The sequence below is a fragment of the Mesorhizobium sp. WSM1497 genome (genome assembly GCF_001672455.2).
Lineage (GTDB): Bacteria > Pseudomonadota > Alphaproteobacteria > Rhizobiales > Rhizobiaceae > Mesorhizobium > Mesorhizobium ciceri.
On the sequence record NZ_CP021070.1, the window covers coordinates 4,840,586 to 4,866,777 of the forward strand.

The window sequence follows — 26,192 nt, forward strand, 5'->3', positions numbered from 1 at the left end:
GCCGGAGCTTCCGGCGACCGCGAAGGATTGGGCGAAGGATCCAGGCGTGTCGGCGCTTGTCGATGCTGTGGCGGCCCGGCGGACGCCGATTGCACAAGCCCAGAAGGAGATCAAGGATTTCGCGACTTCCCTACCGCCCGAGCAGGTCGCAACCAAAATGACGATGCTGGTGCAGGGAATGTTCGATCACATGGACGCCGAGCGTTCGCACGTGATCTCCGGCATCTCCCGCTATGCCCACAAACAGCTGGAAATGGCGGCACAGTTGCGCAAGGAAGCATCCGAAGTGGACGCGCTGCGCGCCAAGGCCGATGCGGATCCGGACGAAGTAGAACGGCGAACCGACCAACTGAATTTCGCGACGCGAATTTTCAACGAACGCGTCCAGTCGCTGACTTATGTCTGCGATGTGCCGACGATAATCGAGCAGCGGCTTTACCAGTTGTCGAAGACTGTCTCGGAAACGCTCGCCGTGAAGAAATAGACCTTGGCCGCCTGTCTCACGACTCTCTGCCAGGCAGCACACGCCAGCGCTGCACGAAATAACCGGGATGCGTCTCGATCCACCTTGCCACCAGCGGCTGCGCCTGCATGAAGGCAGTCCCGGGATTCATCGCCAGACCGTCTACCATTTCCTCGCGTTGTTCGCAGGTCCGCGGTCCATCCGTCAGGCAGACCATCATAACGAGTGTGTAAAGCATTACCCCTTTTCCCCATCGAATTCCCGAACCCATACCCGGGAGAGTTCCGAACAGTCTGCAGGGGTTGCACATACAGATCGCTTACGGTGTGAAAGGACGTGGCCCCCGCTCTTTCGCACTGCAACATAACATATCGCTTATATAATACCAACGAGCGCGGGCGTTCTCCACCGGACTTTCATCCGTTGCGCTCGTGCAGTGTCATCCAGCCTTGTCTGGATACAGCTTTCCGAAAAGGGGCAGGTACATTGCGCCCTTGCGCATCAGGAAATCGTTGAATGTGGCCATCGCCGGCGAGATTGCGTGATCGGTTCGCATCACCGAGAACCATTGTCGGCGGATCGGCATGCCGACAACGTCGAGGATGACAAGCCGGCCTGCCTCGGTTTCCGCAGCGATGGTGTGAGCAGAGATGAAGGCGATGCCCAGACCAGCCATCACCGCCTGCTTGATCGTTTCGTTCGAGGCCATCTCGACACCGAGGTCGTCGATGCGCCCAGGCACGTCGCTCAGGAATATTTCCAACGAGATACGGGTTCCGGAGCCGGGCTCGCGAATAAGGAAATGCTCCTCGGCAATCCGCTCCTTGGAGATATCGCGCGCCGCCACCAAGGGATGGTCGGGCGGCGCGATGATGACCAGCGGATGATCACCGAAGACCGAAGCACGCACCGGAACCTCTTTCGCCGGACGCCCCATCAGCGCGATATCGATGTCGTGGTTCCTGAGGTTGTCGATCGTCTGGGCACGATTGCCGATGGCAAGCCGCATGTCGATGTCGGGATGGTCCTTCATGAACGCAGCCATCAGCCGCGGCGCGAAATATTTGGCTGTGGAAACGACGCCGAGCCTCAAGCTGCCGGTGCGTACGCCCTTGATGGCATCCATCTTGTCTTCGAGCAAACCGAGATGCTCCTCGATAACCTGCGCTGTCTCGACGAAAGCCAGACCTGCGGCAGTGGGACGCATGCCGTCCGACGTTCGGTCGAACAGAGCCAGCTGGAATTCTTCCTCCACTTGTCGCAGTTGGATTGTCAGCGCTGGAGGAGACAGGCCTAACATCTTGGCTGCGCTGACAATTTTGCCGCACTTGATGATTGCCTGGACGGTCTTGAAATGCTTGAGCGTGAGATTTCTCATGTCGCATACTAAACTATTTTTACTGACCAGGTAAAGTTATTGAATTTTACTTATCGTGCGACGTTTGTTTCCATTCCTCCAGTCCAGCCGCTCCGAGGAGATGCGGCGGGAGGGGAGGTTACGATGCCAGCGGCAACGCTCGACGCTTTTCTGAACTCCTATCTCGGCCAGCCAGACGAATTCCGCTCGGCCGTTGTGACAACCGTTCGTCAGTTGACACAGGCCGCCATCAAGGTCCGCAACACCATCAACCAAGGGGTGCTCGGCGCCGCTTTTGCCGAGACCCGTGGCGCCAATGCCGACGGCGACGTCCAGAAGGATCTCGACGTCTTCTCCGACGACATCTTCCTCGACGCCATGCGCCGTGCGCCGGTGGCGCTTTACGCCTCCGAGGAGCTGGAGCAGCCAGTCCTGCTCGACAGGCAAGCGCCACTCGCCATTGCGATCGATCCGCTCGACGGCTCTTCCAACATCGACACCAACGTGTCGATCGGAACGATCTTCTCGCTCCTGACCGCAACTGGCGCGCCGGACGCTGATCCGGCCGCCTCTTTCTTGCAGGCGGGCGTGAACCAGCTAGGCGCCGGTTTCTTCATCTATGGGCCGCAGCTGGCACTCGTCCTGTCGCTCGGCAGCGGCACGCATGTCTTCGTCTTCTCGACAAGGCTCGGCACCTTCGTCCAGGCCTATGAAAGCCGGATCATTCCGCAACGCACTCAGGAGTTCGCCATCAACGCCGCCAACTACCGGCACTGGGACGAGGCTGTGCGGCTCTATGTCGACGACTGCCTGGAGGGCACCGAAGGACCGCGCGAGAAGGATTTCAACATGCGCTGGATCGCCTCTCTGGTCGCCGACTGTTACCGCATATTGATGCGCGGCGGCGTTTTTCTCTACCCCGGCGATCGGCGCAAGGGCTATGGTCAGGGACGGCTGCGCCTCGTCTACGAGGCCAACCCGATCGCCTATCTCATAGAGCAGGCTGGCGGTGCCGCCACCGACGCGATCACCCGCATCCTGGAAATCGAGCCCGAGAGCCTGCATCAGCGCGTGCCGATGATCTTCGGGTCGGCGCGGGAAGTCGCGCGCATCACGCGCTACCACACAGAGCCGAGCAACATCGGTGAGCGTGCGCCGCTGTTCAGCCGCCGCGGCCTGTTCAGAGCCTGAGCAGCACCATGTCAGCCAAGCACCCCATCATCACCATCACCGGGTCGTCGGGCGCCGGCACGACCTCGGTCAAGCGCATCTTCGAGCTGATTTTCCGGCGCGAGAACATCGAGGCCGCTTTCATCGAAGGCGACGCATTTCACCGCTACGACCGCGCGGCGATGAAGGCAAAGGTGGCCGAGGAGGAAAAGGCCGGCAACCCGAACTTCACCCATTTCAATGCCGCGGCCAACGAACTCGGAATTCTCGAAGAGGTGTTCGCGGAATATGGCCGCCGCGGAACCGGCAAGACCCGCACCTACATTCATGATGAGGAAGAGGAAAAGCAGCACGGCACGCCACCGGGAACCTTTACCGAATGGCGCGAATTCGCTCCCAGCGACCTGCTCTTCTACGAGGGGCTGCACGGCTGTGTCGTCACCGACACGATCAATCTGGCCAAGCATGCGGATCTCAAGATCGGCGTCGTGCCGGTCATCAATCTCGAATGGATCCAGAAGATCCATCGCGACCGTTCGACACGCGGCTATTCCACCGAGGCGGTGATGGACGTGATCCTGCGCCGGATGCCCGACTATGTCCGCTACATTGTCCCGCAATTCTCGCAGACCGCCATCAACTTCCAGCGCGTGCCGATCGTCGATACGTCCAACCCGTTCATCGCGCGCTGGATTCCGACACCCGACGAATCGATGCTGGTTATCCGCTTCGCCAATCCGCGCGGCATCGATTTTCCGTATCTGCTGTCGATGATCCACGACTCGTTCATGTCGCGGCCAAATTCCATCGTGGTGCCAGGCAACAAGCTCGATCTTGCCATGCAGCTGATCCTGACGCCGCTCATCCTGCAATTGGTTGAACGCAAGAGCCGTGTGTCGTGAGGAGGATGCAATGACCAGCCAAACAGCACTGAAGCCCGTCACCACAACCGCTCCCGTCTCGGAGCGCGACATGGCGAACGCCATTCGCGCGCTGGCGATGGACAGCGTTCAAAAGGCGAATTCGGGTCATCCCGGCATGCCGATGGGCATGGCCGATGTCGCAACGGTGCTGTTCAACCGCTTCATCAATATCGATCCGTCGAGACCGGACTGGCCCGACCGTGACCGTTTCGTGCTTTCAGCCGGCCACGGCTCGATGCTGCAATACGCGCTGCATCATCTGCTCGGCTACGAAGACATGCAGGTCGAGGAATTGCAGCGATTTCGGCAGTTGGGCAGCCGCACCGCCGGACATCCGGAATACCGCCATGCGCTTGGCGTGGAGACCACCACCGGACCGCTCGGACAGGGCATTTCCACGGCGGTCGGCATGGCGCTGGCGGAACGCATGCTTGCCGCCCGCTACGGTGCCGATCTGGTCGATCATCATACCTATGTGATTGCGGGCGACGGCTGCCTTCAGGAGGGAATCAGTCACGAGGCGATAGACCTCGCTGGTCACCTGAAGCTTTCCCGCCTGATTGTCTGCTGGGACGACAATGCGATTTCCATTGACGGGCCGACCTCCCTCTCCACGTCGATGGACCAGCCGGCGCGCTTCAAGGCCGCCGGCTGGGATGTCCAAAGTGTCGCCGGGCACGACATGGCAGCAGTCGCCGCGGCAATCGAGGCGGCGCGGCGGTCGGATCGGCCATCGCTGATTGCCTGCCGCACAGTGATCGGTATGGGTGCCCCCAATCTCGGCGGTTCGGAAAAGACGCACGGCGCACCGCTGGGTGAAGCAGAGATCGCCGCGACACGCGAAAACATCGGCTGGGCCCACGCGCCGTTCGAGGTGCCGGATGATATCCTTTTCGCCTGGCGCGAGATTGCCGGTCGCGGCGAAGCGATGCGGCGCGCCTGGGAGCAGCGGCTTGCCGCCTCGCCGCGACGCGAGGCTTTTGAAAACGCCGTCGCCGCCGAACTGGCCGACACGGTCTTCGACGCGCTCGAAGCCTTTCGTCGCGAACATGTCGAGAAGGCAACCAAGGTGGCGACGCGAAAAGCCTCCGAAATGGCGCTGGAGGCCATCAACGGCGCAACGGAATTGACCGTCGGCGGCTCGGCCGATCTGACGCACTCGAATCTGACGATCACCAAGGGCATGAACCGCATTGCGCCGAGTGACTATGCCGGCCGCTACATTCACTACGGCATTCGTGAGCACGGCATGGCGGCCGCCATGAACGGCATCGCGCTGCATGGAGGTTTCGTGCCCTATGGCGGTACGTTCCTGTGCTTCGCCGATTATGCGCGCGGCGCGATGCGGCTCTCGGCGCTCATGGGCCAGCGCGTCATCTATGTGATGACACACGATTCCATCGGCCTCGGCGAGGACGGCCCGACGCACCAGCCGGTCGAGCACCTTGCGATGCTGCGTGCGACGCCTAATCTCAACGTCTTCCGTCCGGCGGATGTCATCGAAACGGCGGAGTGCTGGGAACTCGCGCTGAAGAGCAAGGATCGGCCGAGCGTCCTGGTGCTGTCGCGCCAGAACCTGCCGATGCTGCGTCGGTCGCACAGTGACGAGAACCGCTCCCGCCAGGGTGCCTACGTCCTGCGCGAACCAGCCGAGCACCGTGCCGTCACCCTGATCGCCACCGGCTCGGAGGTCGAGATCGCGGTTGCTGCCGCCGAAAGGCTGGAGACCGGGCATGGTGTCGCCGCCGCCGTCGTGTCGATGCCGTGCTGGGAGCTTTTCGAGGAGCAGGAAAGCGCCACCCGCAAGGCCGTCCTCGGCTCGGCGCCGCGCGTCGCGGTCGAAGCGGCAGCCCGGCTGGGCTGGGACCGCTGGATCGGCGAGACCGGCGCTTTCGTCGGCATGACCGGCTTCGGCGCCAGCGCCCCTGCCCCCGACCTCTACCGGCATTTCAACATAACGTCCGAAGCGGTTGCTGCAGCGGCGCTGAAGCTCATCATCTAGGAGGATTCACAATGGCTCGCATCACCCTTCGCCAGCTTCTCGACCATGCCGCCGAGCACGGCTACGGCGTACCGGCATTCAACATCAACAACATGGAACAGGGCCTCGCCATCATGGAAGCGGCCAAGGCCTGCGACGCGCCTGTCATCATCCAGGCTTCGCGTGGCGCCCGGTCCTATGCCAACGACATCATGCTGGCCAAGATGATGGAGGCGCTGACCGAAATCCACCCAACCATCCCGCTATGCATCCATCAAGACCACGGCAACAGCGAGGCCACCTGCCTTTCCGCGATCCGCCACGGCTTCACCTCGGTGATGATGGACGGATCCTTGATGGCGGACGCCAAGACGCCGGCAAGCTACGACTACAACGTCGCCATAACCGAACGCGTCGCACGTATGGCGCATTGGGTCGGCGCTTCCGTCGAAGGCGAACTGGGCGTGCTCGGCTCGCTGGAAACCGGCCAAGGCGAGGCCGAGGATGGCCACGGCGCCGAGGGCGCGCTCTCCCACGACCAGCTCCTGACCGATCCCGATCAGGCGGTCGACTTCGTGACCGCAACCCAGGTCGACGCGCTGGCGATTGCCTGCGGCACCTCGCACGGTGCCTACAAATTCACCCGCAAGCCGGACGGCGACATCCTGGCCATGCAGGTGATCGAGGCGATCCACGAGAAGCTGCCCAACACGCATCTGGTCATGCACGGCTCTTCCTCTGTGCCGCAGGAGTTGCAGGACATCATCAACAGATACGGCGGCGAGATGCCCCAGACTTTTGGCGTCCCGGTCGAGGAGATCGAGCGCGGCATCCGCTACGGCGTGCGCAAGGTCAATATCGACACCGATTGCCGCATGGCCATGGCCGGGCAGTTCCGCCGCGTCGCGACGGAAGACCCGCGCGAGTTCGATCCCCGCAAATTCCTGAAGCCCGCCATGGATGCCTTGCGCGACCTTTGCCGGGACCGCTTCGAGCGTTTCGGCACGGCGTCCAACGCCTCGAAGATCAAGGTCATCGCCATGGACGAGATGGCGAAACGTTACGCCGCGGGAAAACTCGACCCCCAAATCGCAACCGCGAAAGCCGCCTGAGCAACAAACAGGAGACCTGTCATGAACAAGATCGACATACTGCCAGCGGGGACGCTCAAGGAAGGCAAGGAGCGCTACAAGTCAGGGGTCATCCCCTACAAGAAGATGGGCTACTGGGAGCCTGACTACAGGCCCAAGGAAACCGATCTGATCGCCATGTTCCGGATCACGCCGCAACCCGGTGTCGACCATGAGGAGGCGGCAGCCGCCATCGCCGGTGAATCCTCCACCGCAACGTGGACCGTGGTGTGGACCGACCGGCTGACAGCTTGCGAGCTCTATCGCGCCAAGGCGTTCAGATCCGAGCCGGTGCCGAACACCGGTCCCGGAACCAAGACCGAGCAACAGTACTTCGCCTACATCGCCTACGACCTCGACCTGTTCGAGCCGGGCTCGATCGCCAACCTGACCGCATCGATCATCGGCAATGTGTTCGGCTTCAAGGCAGTCAAGGCTTTGCGGCTGGAAGACATGCGTATCCCGGTGGCGTATCTCAAAACTTTCCAGGGGCCGGCGACCGGCATCGTGGTGGAGCGTGAGCGGCTCGACAAGTTCGGCCGGCCGCTGCTCGGCGCGACGACGAAGCCGAAGCTCGGCCTGTCGGGACGCAATTACGGGCGCGTCGTTTATGAAGCGCTGAAGGGCGGCCTCGACTTCGTCAAGGACGACGAGAACATCAACTCACAGCCCTTCATGCATTGGCGCGACCGCTTCCTCTACTGCATGGAGGCCGTGAACAAGGCGTCGGCTGCCACCGGCGAGGTCAAGGGCCATTACCTCAACGTCACCGCCGGCACGATGGAGGAGATGTACGAGCGCGCCGAATTCGCCAAGCAACTTGGCTCCTGCATTGTGATGATCGATCTGGTCATCGGCTACACAGCGATCCAGTCGATGGCCAAGTGGGCACGCCGCAACGACATGATCCTGCACCTGCACCGTGCCGGCAACTCGACCTATTCGCGCCAGAAGAACCACGGCATGAATTTCCGCGTCATCTGCAAATGGATGCGCATGGCCGGCGTCGACCACATCCATGCCGGCACGGTGGTCGGCAAGCTGGAAGGCGACCCGCTCATGATCAAGGGATTTTATGACACGCTGCGCGAGGAGCGCACGCCGCAGAACCTCGAAACCGGGCTGTTCTTCGATCAGGAATGGGCCTCGCTCAACAAGGTGATGCCCGTTGCCTCGGGCGGCATCCATGCCGGCCAGATGCACCAGTTGATCCACTATCTCGGCGAGGATGTCATCCTGCAGTTCGGCGGCGGCACGATCGGCCATCCGGACGGTATCCAGGCAGGCGCGACGGCCAATCGCGTCGCCTTGGAAGCGATGATCCTGGCCCGCAACGAGGGGCGCGATTATTTGCGCGAAGGGACCAAGATCCTCGAACAGGCGGCCAGATGGTGCACGCCGCTGAAGGCTGCCCTGGAGACCTGGAAGGACGTCACCTTCAACTACGAATCGACCGACACGGCCGACTTCGTGCCAACCGCAACGCCCAGCTTCTAGACGAAAGGAACCGTCGTCATGATGACCAATCCGGGAAACAAGGTCACACAGGGGCAGTTCTCGTTCCTGCCCGACCTGACCGACGAGCAGATTTCGGCGCAGATCAAATACGCGCTGAAGAACCATTGGGCGGTCAGCGTCGAGTACACGGACGATCCGCATCCGCGAAACACCTATTGGGAAATGTACGGCAACCCCATGTTCGACTTGAAAGATCCGGCGGGCATACTGCTCGAGGTCAATGCTTGCCGGAAAGCCTGTCCGAACATGTATGTGCGGGTAACCGCCTTCGATTCGACCAAGGGCTGGGAAGCGCCGCGCATGTCGTTCATTGTCAACCGGCCGCCCAGCGAACCCGGGTTCCGGCTGCTGCGCCAGGAGCGTGACGGCCGCAGCCAGGGTTATTCGATCGTGCCTTATGCGACCGACAGGCCCGAGGGCGAGCGGAGCTAGCCGAACCATGCTGAACGCGATGACAAAGGACGCTGCCGCACAGGACGCGACGGTTGATCTGCAGGCCGAGTTCGAGGCGTCCAACATCGACGAGGTGATGGACAAGCTCGACCGAGAACTCGTTGGCCTGAAGCCGGTCAAGACCCGCATCCGCGAGATCGCCGCCCTCCTCCTGGTCGACCGGCTTCGCCGCAGGTTCGGACTGACATCGGGCGCGCCGACGCTGCACATGAATTTCACGGGAAATCCTGGCACCGGAAAGACCACGGTGGCGCTGAGGATGGCCGAAATCCTGCATCGTCTGGGTTATGTCCGCGAAGGCCACATGGTCGCCGTGACTCGCGACGATCTCGTCGGCCAGTATGTGGGCCACACCGCGCCCAAGACCCGCGAGGTGATCAAGCGTGCCATGGGCGGCGTGCTTTTCATCGACGAGGCCTACTATCTCTACAAGCCAGAGAACGAACGCGACTACGGCCAGGAATCGATCGAAATCCTGCTGCAGTGCATGGAGAACAACCGTGACGATCTGGTTGTGATCCTTGCCGGCTACAAGAACAAGATGGACCGCTTCTTCGACAGCAATCCCGGCATGCGTTCGCGCATCGCCCACCACCTCGACTTCCCCGACTATGGCGTCAGCGAACTGAAATCGATCGCCGAGATTATGCTCGCGGAGCAGAATTATCGCCTCAGCGAGGCGGCGTCCCAGGCGCTCGAAGAGTATCTTCCGATCCGCATGAGGCTGCCGCATTTCTCCAACGCGCGTTCGGTTCGCAATGGGCTCGACCGGGCGCGGCTGCGGCAGGCCAACCGGCTTCTCGCATCGCGCAGCCGGGTGTTGACCAAGGCCGATCTTATCACCATCGAGGAATCCGACATTCGCGGCAGCCGCGTGTTCGCGGAAGGGAAACTGGAAGGCGAACCGGAGACGAAGATGCGCTGACAGGACGAAGCGGCCAGCGCAGCGACCAACACCGCAGACAGAATTGGAGACGACGACCATGGTCACCGGGACAATCATCGCACCCTCCGTGCTTTCCGCGGATTTCTCGCGGCTCGGCGACGAGGTCGAAGCTGTCGTGCGGGCGGGTGCCGACTGGATCCATCTCGACGTGATGGACGGCCACTTCGTGCCCAACATCACCTTCGGTCCGCCGGTGATCAAGGCGATCCGCGACCGAACGGACAAAATCTTCGACTGCCATCTGATGATCGCGCCGGCCGACCCCTATCTGGCCGCCTTCGCCGACGCCGGTTGCGACATCATCACGGTGCATGCAGAGGCCGGGCCGCATCTCGATCGTTCCCTGCAGGCGATCAAAAATCTCGGCAAGAAGGCCGGCGTATCGCTGAATCCTTCGACGCCGGAGAGCGTCATCGAGTATGTGCTCGACAGGCTCGATCTGGTGCTTCTGATGACGGTCAATCCAGGCTTCGGCGGCCAGGCCTTCATTTCCGCGGTCATCGAGAAGATCAGGCGAATCAAGGCATTGGTTGGCCACCGCCCGATTGACATCGAAATCGATGGCGGCGTCACGGCCGAAACCGCCCCGCTGGTCGCCGCGGCCGGCGCCAATGTGCTGGTCGCCGGTTCGGCCGTGTTCAAGGGAGGCGCCGAGGCGGCCTACCGCGCCAACATTGGAACCATCCGACAGGCGGCCGACGGTGCGATCCGGAAAGCCGCGTAAACCATTTCATCGGAGGCAAGCATGGCGGCCGTCCCCCCTGTCTGCGATTTCGGCTGGCGCGCGATCGATGCCGTTTTGCCCGGCGTCGACGGCAGGTCGCATTCGATCTTCAGCCAGGCCGGCCCGAACGGCCTGGTCGTGGCCTTCATCTGCAATCACTGCCCTTATGTGAAAGCGGTGATTTCACGTATCGTGCGCGATGCCAACGACCTCAAGGCCGAAGGTATCGGCTTTGTCGCAATCAACTCGAACGATGCCGACACCTACCCCGAGGATTCCTTCGACCAAATGAAGCTCTTCGCCACGACGAACGGCTTCAGCTTCCCTTACCTGCACGACCAGCGCCAAACTGTAGCGCGCGATTACGTGGCGGTGTGCACTCCCGATTTCTTCGGGTTCAACAGCGAGTTGGGATTGCAATATCGCGGTCGGCTGGACGCCTCGCGACGAGAAGCCGGAGCGCCCGGGCTGAGACGCGATCTGTTCGAGGCGATGAAGCAGGTTGCCCGAACCGGCGACGGGCCGCTGAACCAGGTCGCCTCGATCGGCTGCTCGATCAAGTGGAAGGATGACGCATGAACGTCGGCGCAGGTAGGCCGCTTCGATCGCCGAAGGCGATCCTGTTCGACCTCGACGGCACGCTGGTCGACTCGGCACCGGACATAGCGGCCGCCGTCAACGAATTGCTGGCCAGCCGCGATCTGCCGCCGCTGCGCCTGGACCGGGTCAAGGCCATGATCGGCGGCGGTGTCAGGAAACTGATCGAGCGAGCCTTCGCGGCATCGGGAGCGCCACTGCTCGGCAACGCTCTCGATGAGGCAAACCGCGTCATGGCGCCTATCTACCGCCGGCACCTGACCGGCCTGACAGGGCTGATGCCTGGCGTCAGGGAGGCCCTCACCCACTTTCATTTGGGCGGAGTAAGCATGGGGGTGGCAACCAACAAACCGCAGTTGGCGACCCGCGAAATCCTGCTTCATTTCGGATTGACGGAATATTTCGGTGCGATCGTCGGCGGAGACGCGGTGACACACCTGAAACCGGCGCCCGATGCCCTGCTGCTGGCGTTGGCACAGCTAGGCGTCGACCCGGGTGACGCGCTGCTGGTCGGAGACAGTGGCGCTGACCTGGGCGCCGCACGCGCCGCCGGCATGCCCGTCATTCTGCTGCGTGGCGGCTACAGCCACATTCCGGTGGAAGAGCTTGGCGCCGATCTTGTTTGCGACAGCCTTTTCGATCTGCCTTCGGCAATGCAGGGGCTGCAAGCCGATGCGTGATCGAGGCGAACGCCGGCCGAACGCAAGTTCGAACGGCCGGCGGCGCGCTATTTCGAGAATTGCTTCAGATAGGCGATGACATTGGCGATGTCTTCGTCCTGTTTGAGGCCGACGAACGCCATCTTTGTTCCTTTGACCATGGCCTTGGGATCGTGAAGGTAAGTCTTCAAAGTGGGTTCATCCCATTTGACGCCGGACTTGCCTGCCGCGACCATCGCCTGAGAATAGCTGAACCCCGGGTGCGTGCCGGCTGTTCGGCCGATGACGCCGTTCAACGACGGACCGACCTTGTTCTTGTCCTGGTCGGCGACATGGCAGACCTTGCATTTGGCGAAGATCTTCTCACCCGCCGCCGCGTCCTGTGCCTGGGATTGGCTCGCGATGAAGGGCACAACGGACATGACTGCGAAAAATGCGATTGCGCGCATGGTATTTCCTCATTGATCGTCTGGGTGCCCTGGACGATTTGCGCATGCCGATCCTTTGATCCGTCGGCATGCGCCTTACGCGGTGGCGTGGAAATTCCGCTTCTCCCGTGGAGCCGCGCCGCGTCACCTGGAAGCTAATCGGCATGTTGTGAAAGTCAATCGTACAAAGGTTTAGAGGCCTGGGTGCTCAAGGATTCTGCCCATTCGTCTTTGTTGACGACTATCGGGCGAGCGCGTAGCTTGACCTCATCCCGGTTTCTCCATTGGCACCTTGAGAAATCCGGCAAGTGGCGGTTTTGTCCTGGCTCCTGGTTGGGCTGGACTCGCCGAGATGGGCGTTTGGGAACGCGCAAGAGGTGCTGAATGGACATGGTCGATCTCATTTTGACGGTTTGCCTCAGCGCCAATCCGAGCAATTGCCGAGACGAACATCTCTATTTCGAGAGCCGCGGCACCCTGTTCCAATGCATGTTCCTTGCCCCCAGCGAAATCGCGAAATGGTCTCAAGAACACCCGACCCTCAAGGTCATGCGCTGGAAATGCGCATTTCCGAGCAAGGAACGAGCCATCTGATTTGGCAGCGCGGAACCCTGGGGAGGAGGTGTCATGAAGGTTTCACGGCGCATGACGTTGCGTCTGGCGGTTCTCGGGACAGCCGCTGTTCTTGCTACCAGGCCAGCCGTTGCGGCAGCCAGGATTCGCCTCGGTGTGCTGAAGTTTGGAACCGTGAGTTGGGAACTCGATACGCTACGGCAGCACAAGTTCGATGCCGCGAACGGGATCGATCTGGAGATCATCGACTTCGCCGGCGAGGATGCAACCAACGTCGCGATGCAGGCTGGCGCGATCGACATGATCGTCTCCGACTGGCTGTGGGTCTCGCGCCAGCGCTCCGAAGGCGGCGACCTCACATTGTTCCCCTATTCCACCGCCGTGGGCGCGATCATGGTGAAGGAGGGTTCACCGATCCGAACGGTCGCCGATCTCAAGGACAAGAAGATCGGCGTCGCCGGCGGCCCGCTCGACAAGAGTTGGCTGCTGATACAAGCGCTGACCAGACGCGATCTCGGCGTCGACCTGTCGGCAACCAGCGACATCGTCTTTGGCGCGCCGCCGCTGATTTCGGAAAAGGCGATACAGGGCGAACTCGATGCAGTGCTGAATTTCTGGCATTTTTGCGCCCGTCTCGAGGCCAATGGCTTCCGTCGATTGATCGGCGTGAATGACGCGGCAAAGACGCTTGGGGCTCTGGGACCCGTGTCGGCGCTCGGTTACGTCTTCCATGACCAATGGGCGAACGAGAACCCCGATGCCGTCAGGGGGTTCGTGAGGGCGTCCGCGCAAGCCAAGGACTTGCTGGCCAGATCCGATGACGAATGGCTGCGCCTGGCGCCGATCATTCGCGCGGAAGGCAAGGAACTGGAAAAACTGCGCGATCGCTATCGTCAGGGCATTCCCAGACGGTCGGTCGCCGAGGAAGCGGCTGACGCCGGCAGGCTATACCATGTGCTGGCGGCGATCGGCGGCGCGAAGCTGGTCGGCAGCGCGCCGGAGATGGCGCCCGGCACGTTCTGGCAGGAACCCCGGAAATGACCGCATCGGAAACCGACGGCACGCGTGATGCCCCGCCGAGCATGTCCGGCCGACGCAGCCTGGCGACGGCACTGGCGCCCGCGCTGACGGTAGCGGTTTCCCTGCTCGGGCTTTGCCTACTGTGGAACCTTGCGGCAGGCGTCTGGCCAAGCCGTGCCTTTCCAGGACCTGGGCAGGTCTGGCAGGTGCTTCTCAGGGAGGCTGCGAGCGGCGACCTCTTTTACCATCTCGGCGTGACCCTCGGCCGGGTCGCCGCAGCATATATCGTCGCAATGATCATCGGATCCGTCATCGGCGTTTTGCTCGGCAGCTATCGTCGCGTCGACCGTTTTTTCAACCCGTGGGTGATCCTGTTCCTCAACATCCCGGCGCTGGTGGTCATCGTCCTCGGCTACATCTGGTTCGGCCTCAACGAGGGGGCGGCGATCGGCGCGGTGGCGGTGAACAAGATCCCGAATGTCGTGGTGACGATGCGTGAAGGCGCCAGGACGCTTGATCCAAGTTATGCCGAGATGGCCACCGTCTATCGCTTCGGCCGCCTTGATCGCATCCGCCATATTCTGCTGCCGCAATTGCAGCCCTATCTTGCCGCCGCGTCGCGATCCGGCATCGCCCTCATCTGGAAGATCGTCCTGGTCGTCGAACTGCTCGGCCGCTCGAACGGTGTCGGCTTCCAGATCCATCTCTATTTCCAGCTTTTCGATGTCGCCGCCATTCTTGCCTACACGCTGGCTTTCGTGGCGGTGATGCTTGTCATTGAACTTCTCCTGGTGCAGCCCGTTGAACGACATGCAACCCGTTGGCGCCGTCGTCCCGCTTAAGGTCGACATCGCCGAAAAGACCTTCAGGTCCGCGCGAGGCGTCTCGATCACGGCGCTTCAGGACCTTTCCTTCGAGGTCCGGCAAGGCGAATTCGCCTGCTTGCTTGGACCGTCGGGCTGCGGCAAGACCACGACGCTGCGTATCCTGCTTGGCTTGGACAAAGACTTTTCCGGCTCCTTCCAGTTGCCGCAAGGAGGTTCGAACCGCATCGCCGCAGTATTCCAGGAACCGACCCTGCTGCCGTGGCGAACGGTGGAGCAGAATGTCAGGCTGGCGTTGCCGAAAAGCTTGAGGGCGAAAAATCTCGACGGGCTGTTCGACACGCTCGGCCTCGCGGCCATGCGCTCGCTCTATCCTGCCGAACTGTCGCTCGGCCTTGCGCGCAGGGCAGCACTTGCCAGGGCTTTCGCCACGGAGCCGGCGGTGCTTTTCCTGGACGAACCCTTTGTCTCGCTCGACGAACAGACCGCCGAGCGGCTTCGGCATCTGCTTTTGACCGTGTGGTCGGAACGGCCCACGACCGCCTTGATGGTGACGCACAATCTACGCGAGGCACTGATGCTCTCGGACCGCATCATCGTGCTCGCGCCGCGGCCAACCCATGTGCTCGGCGTGTTCGACGTACGGTTGCCACGGCAACATCGCAATTCGCAGGTGATGAGCGACCTTCTGCGGTCGTTCCATCATAGATTTCCGGACGTCACCTGATCGCCTGCAGGTGAATGCATATCGGAGGCCTTCATGTCGATCGATCGGCTAAGACGCAGGCTTGTGCGTGGCTTCGCCTGTACCGCCGCCAGCGCCGCCTTGCTGCCGTGCTGCCTCGGACGAGCCGCGGCTGGCAACCTGGGATTCTCGCTCAGGCAGATCGCCGACGGCGTCTTCGCCTTCCAGGGCACGGATGAATTGATGACCGCCGCCAACGACGGTGCGATCTGCAATCTGGGCGCCGTCATCGGTACCGATGCGGTTGCCGTCATCGACAGCGGTGGCAGCCTGATCGAGGCGCACGCCTTTCTCGCCGCGATCGGAAAGGTAACCGCAAAGCCGGTTCGCTTCCTGGTCAACACCCACATGCACCCCGACCACATCTTCGGCAACGCAGCATTCAGGGAGATCGGCGCGACCATCGTCGGTCACCGCAATCTGCCGCGCGCCCTCGACGCGCGTGGCGTGTTCTATCTGCACAACTATCGCGAACAGCTTGGCGAGGCGCTGATGGAGGGGGTCGAGATCGTGTCGCCGACCAGGCTGGTCGACGATCACCTGCAACTCGACCTCGGCGGCCGCACGATCGAACTGCGGGCATGGAAGGCGGCGCACACCGACAACGACCTGACCGTATTCGATACCGCGACCAGAACGCTCTTTGCCGGCGATCTCGTGTTCATGGGCTCCTTGCCGACGCTCGACGGATCACTGCTTGGATGGCTCCGCCAGATGGATGCACTCACCGCGATCGACGCCGCGCGCGTCGTTCCAGGTCATGGTCCTGTAACGGCCGACTGGCCACAGGCACTGGCGGGGGAGCGACGCTATTTCGAGGTTCTGGCGCGCGATATCCGCAAGGCGATCGCCGACGGAACGCCGCTGCGCGAAGCAGTCAAAACCGCAGGCGGAAGCGAACGGGATAATTGGCACCTGTTCGATGATTACAACGAACGCAACGCAACGGCCGCATTTGCCGAACTCGAATGGGAATAGACGACGCCGACATGCGCCAGGCGGCCGTAAAGCACGGCGATTTGCCAAGGCGTCGTCAAAGGCTTATCCTCAACGCCAGCCTGGGCACCACCTGTCTTGCATTGGTGGAGGCATCGAAATGCAAAATCAAGCTTACTCGAGCCGGCAGCTCGCCTTGCCGCTCGCATCCGTTTTCGCCGCGTTCATCTTGACCATCGGCACGTTGCTCGGCTCCTCGGGAGTCGCCAACGCACAGCAAACAACCGCGTCCTCGGATAGAATCTGGCATGACTTGAAGGGCGACGTGTTCGGCGATCGGGCAATTCTGGTCGATACCGGCGTCGTCAGGATCGAAGCACCGAAGCGGGCGCAGGATGCCGCCATCGTGCCCGTCGACATCTATCTCGATCCAGCCAAGGCGCCAGACGGCATCAAATCCGTTACCTTGATCATCGACGCGAACCCTGCACCGGTGGCGGCAACGTTCCAGCTCGGCAAGGATGCCGGCGTGACGCATCTGTCGACGCGCGTGCGCGTCAACGACTATTCCTATCTGCGTGCCATCGCTGAGACGCAGGGTGGTCAACTCCATATGGTACAGACCTTCGTCAAGGCGTCAGGTGGCTGCTCCGCCCCTGCGGTCAAGAACCAGGACGAGGCCAACGCGACAATGGGTCAGATGAAGCTGCGCCAGTTCCCGCCCAAAGAGACGATGACCAAGACCGAGGAACTGCAGTTGATGATCCGGCACCCTAACAATTCGGGGCTGCAGCGGGATCCGCTGACCCAATATTTCATACCGGCGCATTTTGTCCAGAAACTGTCGATCTCCCAAGCCGGCCGGCCGATCCTCTCCATGGAAGGTGGAATATCGATTTCGGAAGACCCCAACTTCCGATTCGATTTCACCGTGCACGGCAATGGCGAAATCCAGGTTGAAGCGATCGATACGGACGGCAAAACATTTCGCAATCAGTGGCCGCTCGAGACAGCGGGACTCTGAAGTCTCGATATCTTGCGCTGGACTGCCGGGTGCTTGCCACTTGATCCCGAAAATGGAGCTCGTTCGGGAAGATCACGCCCAGGCAGAGGACGGAGCTCCATCCGGCTTCCGGATGGAGCAGGCTCTAAAAGCAGCGCACGTCGGCTTCCGACTGCGCGCGCTTCAATTCGGTACGGGCTGCCTTCGCCGGTGCGCTTTCGCGAAACAGCGCCGCGCTTTCGCCTGTGGTCAAAGACATGCTCTTGAAAGTCTCGGCTCTCTCATAGTGGTCGTAGGGAAGGATCGAGGCGATGACGTCGATCGAGCAGGAACAGCTTTCCAGCGCCTGACGTGTCTGGCCGTTCGTCTGCATGCAGCCGAGCACGTAGTCGGCGATCGTTGCTGTCGGGTAATCACCCGCGGCGCCCGCGGGGTTTGCGAAGGCCAGCGGCGCGGCAAGGAGCAGCGGCAAAGTCGAAAATCCAACATATCTGATCACGGGAAAACCTCCGGTTAGCCTAGGCGCGATGCGCCCAGTCGGGATCACCGTGGCAGTTGGCAACGTGCAGCAGAGTCAGTCAAGCGCCCATGGCTTCCGTATGCGACCAAAGGAGGAATGCGGGGCTTGTCGACCGTGGTTCCGCATGGCGGCTCCGTGGCCTGCTCCACGCCCCGACTCCAACGATCATCTCATGCTTGGCCCACTATCGATTCCCAATGGAGCACGCGCATGACCATGCCGAGACATCGAAGCGAATACCTCTAAATAAAATCAACGCTTAGGCGAAATGTAAAAATCAAAAAATAACTAAATTTTATGTGCCCCATCGTTATTTCGCGGTCATAAATACTTTATCTAACAAATACCGTCCTGCTTATTTTCTTATATTGCACCGCATCATTTACGATATTGCGGTGCAAAAACACCAGCAGGCTTTTTTGCTTGCCTAGCCTTTTACGATGACATAGCCTCACCCTGTTTCCGGCTTCAAGGGCGTCACCGTCATTAGGGAGCGGCGACAGTCTTTCGTAGGCCAAGGTGAGGTGGGCAGTAACGGTGCCCTCTGCACATCTGGCTTAGGTCGTGACACGCTGCCGGAAATATTTCCCCCCCGTGAATCGCTTGGGCAAGCCCTTGTGGGCTCAGCAAATGATTCATCACTATGAACCTCGGGAGGAATTCGGATGCGTGTACTTACGAAAGCTACCTATATTCTAACCACTGCGGCGTTTCTGTCGCTCGGCGCGGCCTATACGGCGTCGGCTAATGAGGACCTTGCAAAGCTGGCTTCGGATTCGAAGAACTGGGCAATGCAGACGGGTGACTACGCCAACACCCGCTATTCCAAACTCAACCAGATTACTGCGGACAATGTGAAGAACCTGCAGGTCAAGTGGACCTTTTCCACCGGCGTGCTACGAGGCCACGAGGGTGGACCGCTTATCATCGGCGATGTGATGTATGTCCACACGCCTTTCCCGAACAATGTCTTTGCGCTCGATCTCAAGAATGACGGGAAGATCCTTTGGAAGTACGAACCCAAGCAGGATCCCAACGTCATTCCGATCATGTGTTGCGATACGGTCAATCGTGGCGTTGCCTATGGTGACGGCAAGATCATTCTCAATCAGGCCGACACCACGGTCGTCGCCCTGGACGCGAAGACTGGCAAGGTCGTCTGGTCGGTCAAGAACGGCGACCAGACCGATGGCGGCAAAGGCGAATCCGGTACGGCTGCCCCCGTCGTCGTCAAGGACAAGGTGCTCATCGGCGTCTCCGGCGCCGAATTCGGCGTTCGCGGCTGGCTGGCCGCCTACAATCTGAAAGATGGCAAACTCGCCTGGAAAGCCTATTCGGAAGGTCCGGACGCAGACACCCTGATCGATCCCGAGAAGACCACGCAACTCGGCAAGCCGGTTGGCAAGGATTCCGGCACGAACACCTGGGAAGGCGAGCAGTGGAAGACCGGCGGCGGCACGACATGGGGATGGTATTCCTATGATCCCAAGCTGAACCTGGTCTACTATGGCACCGGCAATCCCTCGACGTGGAACCCGGTCCAACGCCCCGGCGACAATCGCTGGTCGATGACGATCATGGCCCGCGATGCGGATACTGGTGTTGCCAAATGGCTCTACCAGATGACCCCGCATGACGAATGGGACTATGACGGCATCAACGAGATGATCCTCGTCGATGGCATGGAGGTCAACGGCGCCAAGCACGACGTGCTGGTGCATTTCGATCGCAATGGTTTTGCCTACACCATGGATCGCGCCACCGGCGATCTTCTCGTCGCCAAGAAATACGATCCGGCCGTGAACTGGGCGACCGAAGTCGTCATGGACCCCAAGAGCGAACAGTATGGTCGCCCGCAGGTCGTGGCGAAATATTCGACCCAGCAGAACGGCGAAGACACCAACTCGACGGGCATCTGCCCGGCGGCGCTTGGAACGAAGGACCAGCAGCCGGCGGCCTATTCGCCGAAGACCGGGCTGTTCTATGTCCCGACCAACCATGTCTGCATGGACTATGAGCCTTACAAGGTGAGCTACACCGCCGGTCAGCCTTATGTTGGCGCCACCGTGTCGATGTATCCCGCACCTGGCGGCGACGGCAACATGGGCAACTTCATTGCCTGGGATGCGGCCAAGGGCGAGATCGTCTGGTCGAAGCCCGAGCAGTTCTCGGTGTGGTCGGGCGCGTTGGCGACAGATGGCGACGTCGTCTTCTACGGTACACTCGAAGGCTACATCAAGGCGGTCGATAAGGACGGCAAGGAACTCTACAAGTTCAAGACCCCGTCCGGCATCATCGGCAACATCACGACCTACGAGCAGGGCGGCAAGCAGTATATCGCCGTTCTGTCGGGCGTCGGTGGATGGGCTGGTATCGGCCTGGCAGGCGGCCTGCTTTCGCCTGACAACGCCGCTGCCTGGCATGGCGCCGTCGATCAGGGCCGCGCGCAAGGCGACCAAGCCGCTGTCGTTGGTACAGCTGGCCTGGGTGCCGTCGGCGGCTACGCGGCACTTGCCGACTACACGACGCTGGGCGGTCAGCTCACCGTCTTCGGTCTCCCGGATTGATGCGCTGGGAACCTTGAGCATGCCTCAGGTCTTGTGAGACCAAAGGCTTGAAGAACGAGAGCCCGGACATCCGGAAGCCATGGCCGGGCTCTCGATTCGGTTACGCACCCAAAAACACCGATCAATGCCGGTCGCGACAGCAAAACCGTGTCTATTGGCAAATGAAGGAAGCGTTTGAATGTCCGTTCGCATTGTAATTTCGGCTTTCGTCCTGGCTCTGCTGCCTCTGGCAAGCTCGAGCCTCGCTCGGGCCGACGACAGCATGGAAAAAGCCAAGGCGGTAAAGGAAGAAGGCGGCAAGTATTTGGATGCGGATGGAAATCCGACCTACAAGATCGAAAACGGAACCGTCGATTGGTACACGTTCAGCGGCTACCGCCGGTATCATTCCGATTGCCATGTCTGCCACGGACAGGACGCGACAGGTTCGAGCTATGCGCCGGCTTTGGTCAACAGCCTGAAAACCATGGATTACGCCACATTCCTCTCGATCGTCGCCGAAGGCCGCAAGAATGTCGGCGGCGGCAAGGAAAACGTCATGCCTGCCTTTGGCGACAACAAGAACGTCTATTGCTACCTGGACGATCTCTACGTCTATCTGCGCGCGCGCGCGGATGGCGCGGCGCCCCGCGGAAGGCCGCCCAAGCACGAAGACAAGGCCCAGGCGGCGAAGGATGCCGAAGCATCCTGCATGGGTGGATGACATGATCGGCCGCGATGCATTGAAGCTGCGCGTCGTTCTGCCGATCCTCGGCACACTCGCCTTGCTGCCGTCGAACGCGCATGCGCAAAGCGCCGGCCTTGGCGCGGCGGGAGAACTGGTCGACCCTGACATTCTGCGCGTCTGCGCCGATCCCTCGAATATGCCCTTCACCGACAAGAGCGGCGAAGGCTTTGAAAACAAGCTGGCCGAACTGGTTGCCGCGAAAACCGGGCGCAAGTCCGTCTCCTACACCTGGTTTCCCACGATCACCGGCTTCGTGCGCAATACGTTGGGGGCCAACCGATGCGACATCATCATGGGCTATGCTCAAGGCGATGAGCTGGTGCAGAACACCAACGCCTACTATCGCTCCGCCTATGTGCTGGTGCATCCGAAAAGCCACGATATGGAAGGCGTGGAAACGATCGAGGATCCCAGACTCACAGGCAAAACGATCGGCGTCGTTGAAAGCACGCCGCCAACCGCCAACATGGCCGCCAACAAGCTTCTGCGGACCGCCAAGATCTATCCGCTTGCGGTGGATACGCGCGTCACCCCATCAATGGGGGAGGTCATGATCAAGGACATGCTGGCACACAAGATCGATGCGGCGGTGCTGTGGGGACCGATGGCAGGTTACTACGCCAAGGAACTCGGAGCTGATGTGACGATCGTTCCACTGGTGAAGGAAAAAACCGGCTCGCGCATGTCTTACCGCATCACCATGGGCGTACGTCCGTCGGACCAGGAATGGAAGCGGACGCTCAACCGGGTGATCAGGGAAAACCAGGCGGAGATCACCAGGATCCTGCTGAGCTACAACGTGCCGCTGATCGACGAACACGACAACCTGATTACCCAATGAATGGAAGGGAGACTATTTTCGTGCTGGTCGCCGCGAGCCTTCTGGGTCTGGCCGAGCCGACATGGGCTGGCGACATCGCCGAACCCAGCGGTTTCCGGATGGACGACTATCGGGCGCCGGTGCCGCGGACGCTGCAAGGCGCGAGGGTGGTGACGACGATGGAAGCGGAAGCGCTGTGGCGAGCGAAAAAGGCGATCTTCTTCGACGTGATGCCGGACACGCCCAAACCGGCCAATTTGCCGGCAGGGACGATATGGAGAGACAAGGTCAGAAAGGACATTCCAGGCAGCATATGGCTGGCCAATGTGGGATACGGCGCTATTTCGCAGGAGACCGCCAGCTATTTTCGCCAAGGCCTCGCGGCCAAGGCCGGGACGGACAAGTCGCGCGCGATTCTGTTCTACTGCATGACGAATTGCTGGATGTCGTGGAATGCGGCGAAACGGGCCGTCCAGTGGGGCTACAGTTCAGTGATCTGGTATCCGCTCGGCGCCGATGGATGGGAAGATGCAAACCTTCCACTGGAGGAGAAAAAACCCTACGCAACGAACAATTGAAGGAAGGACTGCAATTATTCTCGATAGTTTGTTTTCAATTTTTCAAAACCTATTGTTTCATTTGTCCATTTTGAAACTTGATGGACGAGCCATTGCGTCGGTGCCCTGCAATGGTTGGCTAACGACAGGATCGGTCCCTTCGGGCTGGTATAAGAGGAGAAATGTCATGAAGAAGAACTGGAAAAAACCGACCATGTGTCAGGTTGCCGCTGGCTTCGAAATTTCACGGTATCTGCCTGCTGAAATTACTCCCAATAAGTAGGCCGCAGAGGTGCGCGTCCCTGGCGACAGGGGCGCGCATCCCCTCCCCGCATGGGATTTTCGTGAAAGATTTTGACGCACGCAAAGCGCGCGGAGTGTTGTTTGTGACTGCAAATTGCCTGCAGGTCAGAGAAGCCGGCGCGCGGGCATTTTCATGCATTTGAGGATAATCGGATCGGCGGCGGGCGGCGGCTTTCCGCAATGGAACTGCAACTACCGTCTCAGTCGTGCGGCTCGCAACGGCATGGCAAGCGTGCATCCACGAACCCAGTCAAGTGTCGCCGCCTCGGCGGACGGGTTGGGTTGGGTTCTTTTCAATGCCTCGCCCGACATTCGCCAGCAAATCGCTGCAACACGTGAATTACAGCCTGCGGGCGATGCGCCGCTGCGCTCGACACCTATTCGCGCTGTGGTGCTGACCAATGCCGACGTCGATCATATCGCCGGACTGCTCAGCCTGCGCGAGCGGCAGCCTTTCGCCATCTATGCAACGGCGCAGGTTCTGGCGACGCTGGAGGCGAATTCGATTTTCAACGTTCTCGATCCAGCGCTTGTGCCGCGGCGCATCCTGCCGCCGGCGAAAGAGTTGGCCATCTGCGACGCAGAAGGCCGCGATACCGGCGTAATGATCGAGCCCTTTGCCGTGCCCGGGAAGATAGCACTCTATCTGGAGGATAGAGACCATCCGGATGCCAATTTCAGCTCCGACGCAGGTGACACGATCGGAGTCCGAATTGCCGGCATCGGCAGCCGCGGCTCCGTCTTCTATATCCCAGGCTGCGCGCGCATCGATGCGCGGCTACGCGCGCGTCTCACCGATGCCGCCTGTCTTTTGTTCGACGGCACGGTCTACACCGACGACGAGATGATCGTCGCCGGCGTCGGTCAGAAAACCGGCGCGCGCATGGGGCATCTGGCGATCTCGGGAGAATTGGGTTCGATTGCGGGCTTGGCCAATGTGAAGGTCGGCCGTCGCGTCTTCGTCCACATCAACAACACCAACCCCATCCTAGACGAGAATTCCGCCGAGCACGCGGCGGTCAAGGCGGCAGGCTGGGAAATCGCAAACGACGGTATGGAGATGGAATTTTGAGCGACTTCCGCGATGCAGCCAAAGGCGGACTCTCCAAGAGCGCTCTCGAAGCCGTGCTGAGGCAGGTTGGCGCCGAACGTTATCACAATCGCCATCCCTTTCACCACAGGATGACCAGCGGCGCGTTGTCGAAGGCCGAGATGAAGGCCTGGGCGCTGAACCGCTATTGCTATCAGGCGGTCATCCCACGCAAGGATGCCATGATACTCGTACATGCCGAGGATCCAGCGTTTCGTGCCGCGTGGCGCAAGCGGATCGAGGATCATGACGGCGAGGACGGCTGGAGCGGCGGCATCGCGCGCTGGCTGCATCTGGCAACTTCGCTCGGCCTGGACGCCGAGGCCGTGAAGAGCGAAAGGCTGGCACTGCCGGCGACACGCTTCGCGGTGGGCGCTTACCTTTCCTTTTGCACAAACCGGACGCTGTTCGAGGCGGTCGCGTCCTCGCTGACCGAGATGTTCTCGCCACTCATCATCGGCGAGCGGGTGCCGGCAATGCTGGCCAAATACGACTACATCACCGAGGATACGCTGGCCTATTTCAAGCAACGGCCCGAACAGGCCTCGCGTGACGCCGACTTCGCCCTTGACTACGTGCTCAGCCACGCCGATACGGCGGAGCGCCAGCAGCAGGCAATCGATGCACTGGTGTTCAAATGCGATATACTCTGGGCCATGCTTGACGCGCTTCAACACGCCTATGGCGAGCAGGGAAACATACCGCCCGGCGCCTTCCAGCCCGAGGCAGCCCTATGATGGCGCTGCGCGAAAGAGCTGTGGTGTCGTTGCGATCGGTACCTTCGCTGCCGAAGCACGTGCGCATACAATACGATCCCTTGCGGCAGGCATTCGCCGTGCTTTCACCGGAAAAGATATTCTGGCCGAACGATGTCAGTCTCGACATATTGCGACGCTGCGATGGACGGTCCACGGTCGGCGACATCATTGCCGGCCTTGCCGCCGATTATGAGGCCGAACAGGAGGCCGTGGCGACCGACGTCATCGCCTTCCTGCAGGAATGGTCGGACAAGCTGCTGGTGAGGCTATGAGCACGCCCCTCCTCCCTCCAATCGGCATGCTGGCGGAACTGACGCATCGCTGCCCGCTGCAATGCCCTTATTGCTCCAATCCGCTCGAACTGCTCAAGGCCAATCGCGAACTCGACACAGAGACCTGGCTCGCCCTGTTCTCGGAGGCCGCCGATCTCGGAGTGCTCCAGGTGCATCTGTCCGGTGGCGAGCCGACACTGCGCCGCGACCTCGAGCAATTGATCGCCGGGCTTGCGGGGCGCGGCGTCTACACCAATCTGATTACCGCGGGCGTTGGCATCGTCGAGGGCCGTGTCGAGGCATTTGCCGAAGCCGGTCTAGACCATCTGCAACTGAGCTTTCAGGGCGCGCGGCCGGCGACCACGGATCGCATCGGCAACCACAAGGGTGCCCACGAAAAGAAGCTGGAGACGGCACGCCGCGCGCGCGCGGCCGGTCTGCCTCTTACCATCAACGCGCCGATCCATCGCCATAACATCGAGGAGGTGCCGGAATTCATCGATCTCGCCCTTTCGTTGGGCGCGGAGAGGCTCGAGATCGCCAATGTGCAATATGCCGGCTGGGCGTTGACCAATCGCGATCAACTGATGCCGGAGCGTGAAGCGGTCGATAGGCAGGCGGAGATCGTCGCGGAGGCACAGGAGCGGTTGGCCGGCATCATCAACATCGATTTTGTGACGCCGGACTATTTCGCGATCTATCCCAAGCCGTGCATGGGCGGCTGGGCGCGGGACGCCTTCATGGTGACGCCTGACGGCACCGTACTGCCCTGCCATGCCGCACAGACGATCCCGTCGCTCAGCTTCGAGCGTTTCGAACCACGCAGGCTGTCCTCGATCTGGGCCGATTCGCCGGCGTTCAATGCCTTTCGCGGTACGGACTGGATGCAGGAGCCATGCCGCGGCTGTGAGCGGCGCGAGATCGACTGGGGCGGCTGCCGCTGCCAGGCGATGGCGATCGCCGGCGATGCCGCTGCAACGGACCCGGCTTGCGCGAAATCGCCGATCCATGCTCGCATGGCAATGCTGATCGACGAAGCCAGGCGCATTGCCACAGTTCCTTCGAGAGAAGATGCATTCGTCTACCGGCGGATCGGTGCGGTGACCGAATCCGCCTGACCTGGCGAGA

Annotated in this window: 29 protein-coding genes; 25 read left to right on the forward strand and 4 right to left on the reverse strand. The window is 61.0% G+C overall.

Annotation, left to right across the window (positions count from 1 at the left end; translation table 11 throughout):
* The first annotated feature begins 46 nt into the window (after positions 1-46).
* Entirely contained in the window at positions 47-484 is a 438-nt protein-coding gene (locus tag A9K65_RS23695) for a hypothetical protein (RefSeq protein WP_245321881.1), read from the forward strand.
* A 16-nt stretch (positions 485-500) separates the two neighbouring features.
* On the opposite strand, the gene A9K65_RS23700 is transcribed toward A9K65_RS23695, so the two are convergent.
* On the reverse strand, positions 501-701 hold the full coding sequence (locus A9K65_RS23700; protein ID WP_013532050.1) for a hypothetical protein: 201 nt from the start codon (positions 699-701) through the stop codon (positions 501-503).
* A 201-nt stretch (positions 702-902) separates the two neighbouring features.
* Positions 903-1,841: a LysR family transcriptional regulator gene (locus tag A9K65_RS23705; protein WP_013532051.1), complete on the reverse strand. Its 939-nt coding sequence runs from the start codon at positions 1,839-1,841 to the stop codon at positions 903-905.
* Between the two features lie 123 nt (positions 1,842-1,964).
* On the opposite strand from A9K65_RS23705, the gene A9K65_RS23710 reads away from it, so the two are divergent.
* From A9K65_RS23710 to gph, 10 genes are read left to right on the forward strand one after another with little or no spacing between them, the layout of a single operon-like run.
* Positions 1,965-3,011 carry a class 1 fructose-bisphosphatase gene (locus tag A9K65_RS23710; protein ID WP_013532052.1) on the forward strand — a complete coding sequence of 349 codons (1,047 nt, stop codon included), beginning with the start codon at positions 1,965-1,967 and terminating at the stop codon, positions 3,009-3,011.
* 8 nt (positions 3,012-3,019) lie between these two features.
* Complete coding sequence (locus A9K65_RS23715) at positions 3,020-3,892, forward strand: phosphoribulokinase (RefSeq protein ID WP_013532053.1); 873 nt, start codon at positions 3,020-3,022, stop codon at positions 3,890-3,892.
* Between the two features lie 10 nt (positions 3,893-3,902).
* A complete protein-coding gene (tkt, locus tag A9K65_RS23720; RefSeq protein ID WP_064995357.1) occupies positions 3,903-5,915 on the forward strand; it encodes a transketolase in 2,013 nt (670 codons plus the stop codon).
* Positions 5,916-5,926: 11 nt separating this feature from the next.
* Positions 5,927-7,006: a class II fructose-bisphosphate aldolase gene (gene fba / locus A9K65_RS23725; RefSeq protein WP_013532055.1), complete on the forward strand. Its 1,080-nt coding sequence runs from the start codon at positions 5,927-5,929 to the stop codon at positions 7,004-7,006.
* Positions 7,007-7,027: 21 nt separating this feature from the next.
* Positions 7,028-8,521: a ribulose-bisphosphate carboxylase large subunit gene (locus tag A9K65_RS23730; RefSeq protein ID WP_013532056.1), complete on the forward strand. Its 1,494-nt coding sequence runs from the start codon at positions 7,028-7,030 to the stop codon at positions 8,519-8,521.
* Positions 8,522-8,539: 18 nt separating this feature from the next.
* Entirely contained in the window at positions 8,540-8,974 is a 435-nt protein-coding gene (locus A9K65_RS23735) for a ribulose bisphosphate carboxylase small subunit (RefSeq protein ID WP_013532057.1), read from the forward strand.
* A 7-nt stretch (positions 8,975-8,981) separates the two neighbouring features.
* Positions 8,982-9,920, forward strand: a complete 939-nt coding sequence (gene cbbX / locus A9K65_RS23740) for a CbbX protein (protein ID WP_064995358.1) — start codon at positions 8,982-8,984, stop codon at positions 9,918-9,920.
* A gap of 58 nt (positions 9,921-9,978) precedes the next feature.
* A complete protein-coding gene (gene rpe / locus A9K65_RS23745; protein ID WP_013532059.1) occupies positions 9,979-10,665 on the forward strand; it encodes a ribulose-phosphate 3-epimerase in 687 nt (228 codons plus the stop codon).
* A 21-nt stretch (positions 10,666-10,686) separates the two neighbouring features.
* Complete coding sequence (locus A9K65_RS23750; protein WP_064995359.1) at positions 10,687-11,244, forward strand: thioredoxin family protein; 558 nt, start codon at positions 10,687-10,689, stop codon at positions 11,242-11,244.
* Entirely contained in the window at positions 11,241-11,942 is a 702-nt protein-coding gene (gph, locus tag A9K65_RS23755) for a phosphoglycolate phosphatase (RefSeq protein WP_064995360.1), read from the forward strand. Before A9K65_RS23750 ends, gph begins: the two co-directional genes overlap by 4 nt.
* Before the next feature lie 47 nt (positions 11,943-11,989).
* Here the strand turns inward: gph and A9K65_RS23760 are convergent, their stop codons facing one another.
* On the reverse strand, positions 11,990-12,370 hold the full coding sequence (locus A9K65_RS23760; RefSeq protein ID WP_064995361.1) for a cytochrome c family protein: 381 nt from the start codon (positions 12,368-12,370) through the stop codon (positions 11,990-11,992).
* Between the two features lie 363 nt (positions 12,371-12,733).
* On the opposite strand from A9K65_RS23760, the gene A9K65_RS23765 reads away from it, so the two are divergent.
* From A9K65_RS23765 to A9K65_RS23790, 6 genes are all read left to right on the forward strand, one after another.
* Positions 12,734-12,943: a hypothetical protein gene (locus A9K65_RS23765; protein ID WP_013532063.1), complete on the forward strand. Its 210-nt coding sequence runs from the start codon at positions 12,734-12,736 to the stop codon at positions 12,941-12,943.
* A 33-nt stretch (positions 12,944-12,976) separates the two neighbouring features.
* Positions 12,977-13,963 (forward strand): ABC transporter substrate-binding protein, encoded by a 987-nt coding sequence (locus A9K65_RS23770; protein WP_064995362.1) that lies wholly within the window; start codon positions 12,977-12,979, stop codon positions 13,961-13,963.
* A complete protein-coding gene (locus A9K65_RS23775) occupies positions 13,960-14,784 on the forward strand; it encodes an ABC transporter permease (protein WP_084016238.1) in 825 nt (274 codons plus the stop codon). Before A9K65_RS23770 ends, A9K65_RS23775 begins: the two co-directional genes overlap by 4 nt.
* Positions 14,753-15,493, forward strand: a complete 741-nt coding sequence (locus A9K65_RS23780) for an ATP-binding cassette domain-containing protein (RefSeq protein WP_064995363.1) — start codon at positions 14,753-14,755, stop codon at positions 15,491-15,493. The genes A9K65_RS23775 and A9K65_RS23780 overlap by 32 nt, the downstream gene beginning before the upstream one ends.
* A gap of 33 nt (positions 15,494-15,526) precedes the next feature.
* Positions 15,527-16,489 carry a quinoprotein relay system zinc metallohydrolase 2 gene (locus tag A9K65_RS23785; RefSeq protein ID WP_064995364.1) on the forward strand — a complete coding sequence of 321 codons (963 nt, stop codon included), beginning with the start codon at positions 15,527-15,529 and terminating at the stop codon, positions 16,487-16,489.
* Positions 16,490-16,607: 118 nt separating this feature from the next.
* Positions 16,608-17,471: a quinoprotein dehydrogenase-associated SoxYZ-like carrier gene (locus A9K65_RS23790; RefSeq protein WP_064995365.1), complete on the forward strand. Its 864-nt coding sequence runs from the start codon at positions 16,608-16,610 to the stop codon at positions 17,469-17,471.
* 124 nt (positions 17,472-17,595) lie between these two features.
* Here A9K65_RS23790 and A9K65_RS23795 read toward each other — a convergent pair whose 3' ends face one another.
* On the reverse strand, positions 17,596-17,949 hold the full coding sequence (locus A9K65_RS23795) for a hypothetical protein (RefSeq protein WP_013532069.1): 354 nt from the start codon (positions 17,947-17,949) through the stop codon (positions 17,596-17,598).
* A 686-nt stretch (positions 17,950-18,635) separates the two neighbouring features.
* Between A9K65_RS23795 and A9K65_RS23800 the strand changes: the two genes are divergently transcribed.
* The 8 genes from A9K65_RS23800 to pqqE all read left to right on the forward strand — a co-directional run bounded on the left by A9K65_RS23800 (position 18,636) and on the right by pqqE (position 26,182).
* A complete protein-coding gene (locus A9K65_RS23800; protein WP_013532070.1) occupies positions 18,636-20,537 on the forward strand; it encodes a methanol/ethanol family PQQ-dependent dehydrogenase in 1,902 nt (633 codons plus the stop codon).
* Between the two features lie 178 nt (positions 20,538-20,715).
* On the forward strand, positions 20,716-21,240 hold the full coding sequence (locus A9K65_RS23805; RefSeq protein ID WP_013532071.1) for a c-type cytochrome, methanol metabolism-related: 525 nt from the start codon (positions 20,716-20,718) through the stop codon (positions 21,238-21,240).
* On the forward strand, positions 21,212-22,105 hold the full coding sequence (locus A9K65_RS23810; RefSeq protein WP_013532072.1) for a quinoprotein dehydrogenase-associated putative ABC transporter substrate-binding protein: 894 nt from the start codon (positions 21,212-21,214) through the stop codon (positions 22,103-22,105). Before A9K65_RS23805 ends, A9K65_RS23810 begins: the two co-directional genes overlap by 29 nt.
* Positions 22,102-22,662: a PQQ-dependent catabolism-associated CXXCW motif protein gene (locus A9K65_RS23815; protein WP_064995366.1), complete on the forward strand. Its 561-nt coding sequence runs from the start codon at positions 22,102-22,104 to the stop codon at positions 22,660-22,662. Before A9K65_RS23810 ends, A9K65_RS23815 begins: the two co-directional genes overlap by 4 nt.
* 415 nt (positions 22,663-23,077) lie before the next feature.
* Positions 23,078-24,016, forward strand: coding sequence for a pyrroloquinoline quinone biosynthesis protein PqqB (gene pqqB / locus A9K65_RS23820; protein ID WP_064995367.1), 939 nt, complete (start codon positions 23,078-23,080; stop codon positions 24,014-24,016).
* On the forward strand, positions 24,013-24,771 hold the full coding sequence (gene pqqC / locus A9K65_RS23825; RefSeq protein ID WP_064995368.1) for a pyrroloquinoline-quinone synthase PqqC: 759 nt from the start codon (positions 24,013-24,015) through the stop codon (positions 24,769-24,771). The genes pqqB and pqqC overlap by 4 nt, the downstream gene beginning before the upstream one ends.
* Entirely contained in the window at positions 24,771-25,064 is a 294-nt protein-coding gene (gene pqqD, locus A9K65_RS23830; RefSeq protein WP_032808964.1) for a pyrroloquinoline quinone biosynthesis peptide chaperone PqqD, read from the forward strand. The genes pqqC and pqqD overlap by 1 nt, the downstream gene beginning before the upstream one ends.
* Entirely contained in the window at positions 25,061-26,182 is a 1,122-nt protein-coding gene (gene pqqE, locus A9K65_RS23835; protein ID WP_064995369.1) for a pyrroloquinoline quinone biosynthesis protein PqqE, read from the forward strand. The genes pqqD and pqqE overlap by 4 nt, the downstream gene beginning before the upstream one ends.
* The last annotated feature ends 10 nt before the right edge of the window (positions 26,183-26,192 follow it).